Raw genomic sequence first — 5111 nt, 5'->3', positions numbered from 1 at the left:
ACGCCGGCGCGCGGCGGCGAGGTCGGGGCCGACCTCACCGCCCGTCGCTGCCCGTCGCTGCCCGTCCGATCCACCGGAACAGGCCTCGCTCATGGCTTCGTGCTCGCGGACTGGTTCCGGAACGCCGCCTCTCCGGCATCCGATACCTCGACCCACTTCTTGTCGGGCGCGGCATCGGCGACATAGCTGTCGTGCCAGTTCCACCACTTGTAGGTCGGGCTTTGAGGGTATCCCTCGGGCGAGTCCTCCCAGAGTTCCTGCCGCCCCAGCGGGGTGATGTCGAGATAGTTCCAGGTGTTCCCCATCTGCTCGTCGCCGCGATTGTTGATGAAGTAGGTGCGGTACACGCGGTCGCCGTCGCGATAGAACACGTTCGTTCCGTGCCACTCGTTCACGCCGAAGTCGGCGTCGAAGCTGTCCGTCAGGGTGAACCACGGAATATCCCAGCCCATCTGCGCTTTCAACCGCGCGATATCCGCCTGTGGCGCACGCGAGACGAACACAAGAGTGGTGTCACGTGCGTTCAAGTGGGCGAGGTGCGCGACCTGGTCGGCCACCATGGAGCAGCCCCGGCAGGCGTGCTCGGGCCAGCCGAACACGCCCGGCTCGAAGAAGGCGCGGTAGACGATCAGTTGACGCCGGGCGTCGAACAGGTCGAGCAGGCTAGCCTTGCCCGCAGGCCCCTCGAACGAATAGCCGGTCTCCACGGCCATCCAAGGCATTCGCCGGCGCTCGGCGGCCAGCGCGTCACGGGCGCGGGTGTGAGCCTTTTCCTTCACTAGCAGTTGCTGGCGGGCCGCCTCCCATTCCTGCGGCGACACGACGGGTTGTGGGTGCATGGCAGGCTGTGCGCCTGTCCGTCCGTTCTCCGTTGAGGGTGTCATGGCTTTTGCTATCTCCTGATTTGGGCAAATTTCCGCACCTCGTGGCTGAGGCGCGATTCCGTTCGCTGTTCATCGATGGTTAATCGATGGTTGTAGGCCGTGAAGACAAGTCTCGCACCGGAAATGGAACCCTGGGAGTAACAAGTGTGGCGGTATTCCAATGAGCCTTGAGGTTACTATCAAGCTTTCGGGCCCCTTTGCCACGAATGTAAGGCTAGTAGCCTGCGGCGCTTGTTGCGACGCATCCCTTTTGATTGCAATTCCACTACGCTACGTAGACCTAGATGATGAAATCCGAAGAGCGCGGGACGCGTAAGCTGAGCGACGAACAACGCTTCGAAATGCTGGTCACGGCCATCAGTGACTACGCAATTTACATGCTGACCCCTGACGGGTTTATCAGCAGTTGGAACACCGGGGCGGAACGGTTCAAGGGATACGCTGCTCATGAAGTCATCGGTCAGCATTTCTCCGTGTTTTACACGGAGGAGGACCGACGCGCTGGCAAGCCGGCCCGCGCATTACAAATCGCCCGCGAACAAGGCAGGTTCGAGGACGAAGGCTGGCGAGTGCGCCGCGACGGCACGCGATTCTGGGCTAGCGTCGTGGTCGATCCGATCCGGGATCTCTCGGGCGAGCTGGTCGGCTTCGCGAAGATCACACGCGACATCACCGAGCGCAAGGCTGCCGAGGAGGCGTTGCGCGATAGCGAGGAACGCTTTCGCCTCCTCGTTCAGGGCGTGACCGACTACGCGATCTACATGATTTCCCCGACTGGCGAGATCTCGAACTGGAACGCCGGCGCCGAACGCATCAAAGGCTACAAGCGCGAGGAAATCGTAGGCTCGAACTTCGCCGTCTTTTACACGGAAGAAGACCGCGCGAAAGGCATGCCGGCTAAAACGCTGAAAACGGCCTCGGAGGAAGGCCGCTTCGAACAGGAAAGCTGGCGGGTGCGTCGCGACGGAACGCGATTCTGGGCGCACGTCGTGGTCGATGCCATTCGCGACGACGCGGGCAAACTGCTGGGCTTCGCCAAGGTCACACGGGATATTACGGAGCGTAAGCAAACAGCCGAAGCTCTGGAGCGGGCCAATGCGGCGCTGTTCCAATCGCAGAAGATGGAAGCGATCGGCCAGCTCACCGGGGGGATCGCCCATGACTTCAATAACCTGCTGGCGGTCGTATCGAGTAGCGTGGATATCCTTGCGACGCGAGCGCAGAACTATGCCGACATCAAGGTGCTCGACGCCATTCGGCGCACCGTCGAGCGCGGTGCGCTCCTCACCCAGCAATTGCTGTCGTTCGCGCGTCAGCAGCCCCTCATGGTCGAAAAATACGACCTGAACGACGTGATCGGCAATTTCGAAGCCGTGTTGCGCCGCGCGGGAAATTCCGCCATCGAGATGGAGATAGTGCCGGCCCAGGACGCCAAAACCGTGCTGCTCGATGCCGCCCGGTTCGAGGCGGCGCTCTTGAACCTCGTTGTCAACGCTCGCGACGCCATGCCCGATGGTGGAAAACTGGTGGTCGCCATCGAGAACGTAGAGCTCCGCACAGGCGACGTCGGGAATATGCCCCCGGGTTGTTACGTCCGGGTCTTTGTCGCCGATACCGGCACCGGGATGCCGCCGGCGGTTGCAGCACGCGCGTTTGAACCGTTCTTTACGACCAAGGAGATTGGCAAGGGTACCGGATTGGGCTTGAGCCAGGTCTATGGGTTCATCGCACAGTCCGGCGGCGACGTCGTGATCCAAAGCGAAGAGGGCAAAGGCACCACCATCAGCATGTACCTGCCCGTGGTTGAAGGGGCGCCGGACGCTCCGATTGTCGCGGCCGATTCGAGCGTGGAAACGGTTCTCATCGTGGAAGACGAGCCGGATGTGCTGGACGCGGCGGGGCAGCTTTTTCGCAGCATAGGCTACGAAGTCGTGACTGCAACCAATGGCATCGACGCGCTGGCCACGCTTGAGCGCCGGACAGATATCGACATTCTATTTACCGACGTAGTCATGCCGAAGGGCGTGAGCGGTATTCAACTGGCGCGCTCGGCACGGGAGCTTCGGCCCGATCTCAAGGTGATACTGGCGTCTGGGTACCCGCTGCCGGCGTTGCGCGAGCAGTATGGACGTATCGACGATTTTGCCTTCGTCAACAAGCCGTATCGACTGGCTGAAGTCGCCAAGGCGCTTAGGGCTGCGAGCTAAACACGGCGGCGGCGCGAGACACATTTGCGCACGGCACTAGGGAATGCCTAAGCTTGAACCGCGGCCGTCCAGCGTCGTAAAATCGTTCCACATCAATTTGGGAGCCCAGCAATGTGCCTGGTTTCTCGTTGCGATTTTCTCCGCGATCTTCACCACGAGCTCAGCCGCGCTACGTGGCGACGCCCGGCGCTTGTCCCGCCCGCTCCTCGCGATGAGGCCTGCGGCCGCCGTGTAATTGTCGTTAGATCCGCGCCATGATCCCGCTCATTTCCGTCAAAAGGCTCAGCAAGAGCTTTCCCGGCGTGCGGGCGCTTCACGAAGTGCAGTTCGAGCTCTTGGCGGGCGAAGTCCACGCGCTGATGGGCGAGAATGGCGCCGGCAAGTCGACGCTGATGAAGATCCTCGCCGGCGTGTACACCCGGGATTCCGGCGAATTCCTCTATGACGGCCAGCCGGTCGAGTTCCTGAGCCCGCGTGAGGCGCAGGCCATGGGCGTCTGCATAATTCATCAGGAACTGCAGTTGATGAATCATCTGAGCGTCGCCCAGAATATGTTCATCGGCCGCGAGCCGCGCGGACGCCTCGGCTTGTTCCTCGACGAAGACAAGCTCAACACGCAAGCGCGCGACATTCTTGCCCGCATGCACGTGAAGCTCGACCCGCGCGCCAGTGTCGGCACGCTGACCGTCGCTAGCCAGCAGATGGTCGAGATCGCCAAGGCCTTGTCCTTCGATTCGCGCGTCCTGATCATGGACGAGCCCACCTCGGCGCTCAACGACGCAGAGATCGCCGAGCTCTTTCGCATCATCCGCGAGCTTAAGAACCGGGGCGTGGGAATCATCTACATCTCCCACAAGATGGATGAGCTCAAGCAGATTGCCGACCGCGTCACCGTGTTGCGTGACGGGGAATATGTGGCCACCGTCGCAGCCCGCGATACCAGCGTCGAAGCGATCATCGGCATGATGGTCGGGCGAACCTTGACCGACGTCGCGCCTTCGCTGGGCACCGCAGAGACAGGCGAGGTCGCACTCGAAGTAAAGCATCTAAACGCCGGCCCACTGGTCAGGGACGTGAGCTTCGTGCTGCGCAAAGGCGAGATATTGGGCTTTGCCGGCTTGATGGGCGCCGGTCGCACCGAGGTCGCCCGAGCGGTGTTCGGCGCCGATCCGATCGAATCGGGCGAGATTGTCGTGAAAGGCGTGAAGGCGAGAATCAGGCAGCCGAGCGACGCAGTAGCGCGCGGTATCGGCTATCTCTCGGAAGACCGCAAGCGCTTCGGCCTTGCGACGAAAATGGACGTCGAATCGAATATCGTGATGTCCAATTTGGGCAAATTCCTGTCGCTGAGCTTTTTCTTGCGCCGCGCCCAGATACGCCGGACCGCCTCCCATTTCATCACTCTGCTCGCCATTCGTACGCCCTCCGCGGCGCAGGAGGTGCGGCTGCTGTCGGGCGGCAATCAGCAGAAAATCGTGATTGCGAAATGGCTTGAGCGCGACTGCGACGTGCTCTTCTTCGACGAGCCGACGCGCGGCATCGACGTCGGCGCAAAGAGCGAAATCTACAAGCTCCTGCGCGCGCTCGCGAACCAGGGCAAGGCGATTGTGATGATCTCGTCGGAACTGCCGGAAATCCTGCGCATGAGCGACCGCATTGTCGTGATGTGCGAAGGCCGCATCACCGGCGAACTCTCAGCCATGGAGGCGACGCAAGAGCGCATCATGCAATTGGCGACCCAGCGTGAAACCCTAAAGGCGGCGTGAGCCCCGAAAAGGAGAGTCTTATTTCATGACACAACCATCGGATACTTCGGCGCTGGCTAATGAGGGACGGCCGTCCAGCCTTAGAGCACGCATCTTCGCGCCGACCGCTCTGCAAAAGATGCTGGCCTTCGCGAGCCTGATCCTGCTGCTGGTCTTTTTCAGCTTCGCATCGCCCGCTTTCATGCAAACCGACAACATGCTCGGGATCCTGCAGGCGACGGCGGTCAACGGCGTGTTGGCGATCGCCTGCACAT

The 5111-nt window shown here is 61.5% G+C and carries 3 protein-coding genes and 1 pseudogene; 3 read left to right on the top strand and 1 reads right to left on the bottom strand.

The features are described from left to right. Positions 1-89: 89 nt before the first annotated feature. Positions 90-884 (bottom strand): DUF899 domain-containing protein, encoded by a 795-nt coding sequence (locus WCA53_RS07290; RefSeq protein WP_423907435.1) that lies wholly within the window; start codon positions 882-884, stop codon positions 90-92. Positions 885-1171: 287 nt separating this feature from the next. Here WCA53_RS07290 and WCA53_RS07285 point away from each other — a divergent pair, with 287 nt between their 5' ends. The 3 genes and pseudogenes from WCA53_RS07285 to WCA53_RS07275 form a co-directional block, all read left to right on the top strand. Further along, positions 1172-3091, top strand: a complete 1920-nt coding sequence (locus tag WCA53_RS07285) for a PAS domain S-box protein (protein WP_423907437.1) — start codon at positions 1172-1174, stop codon at positions 3089-3091. Positions 3092-3345: 254 nt separating this feature from the next. After that, entirely contained in the window at positions 3346-4857 is a 1512-nt protein-coding gene (locus WCA53_RS07280; RefSeq protein WP_423907433.1) for a sugar ABC transporter ATP-binding protein, read from the top strand. A 25-nt stretch (positions 4858-4882) separates the two neighbouring features. Then, positions 4883-5111: pseudogene (locus WCA53_RS07275) on the top strand (ABC transporter permease); the annotation flags it as partial.

This window comes from Caballeronia sp., from assembly GCF_049581465.1.
Classification (GTDB): domain Bacteria; phylum Pseudomonadota; class Gammaproteobacteria; order Burkholderiales; family Burkholderiaceae; genus Caballeronia.
The sequence above is the reverse complement of the archived record's forward strand: the minus strand, read 5'-3'. Positions and strand labels throughout refer to the sequence as shown.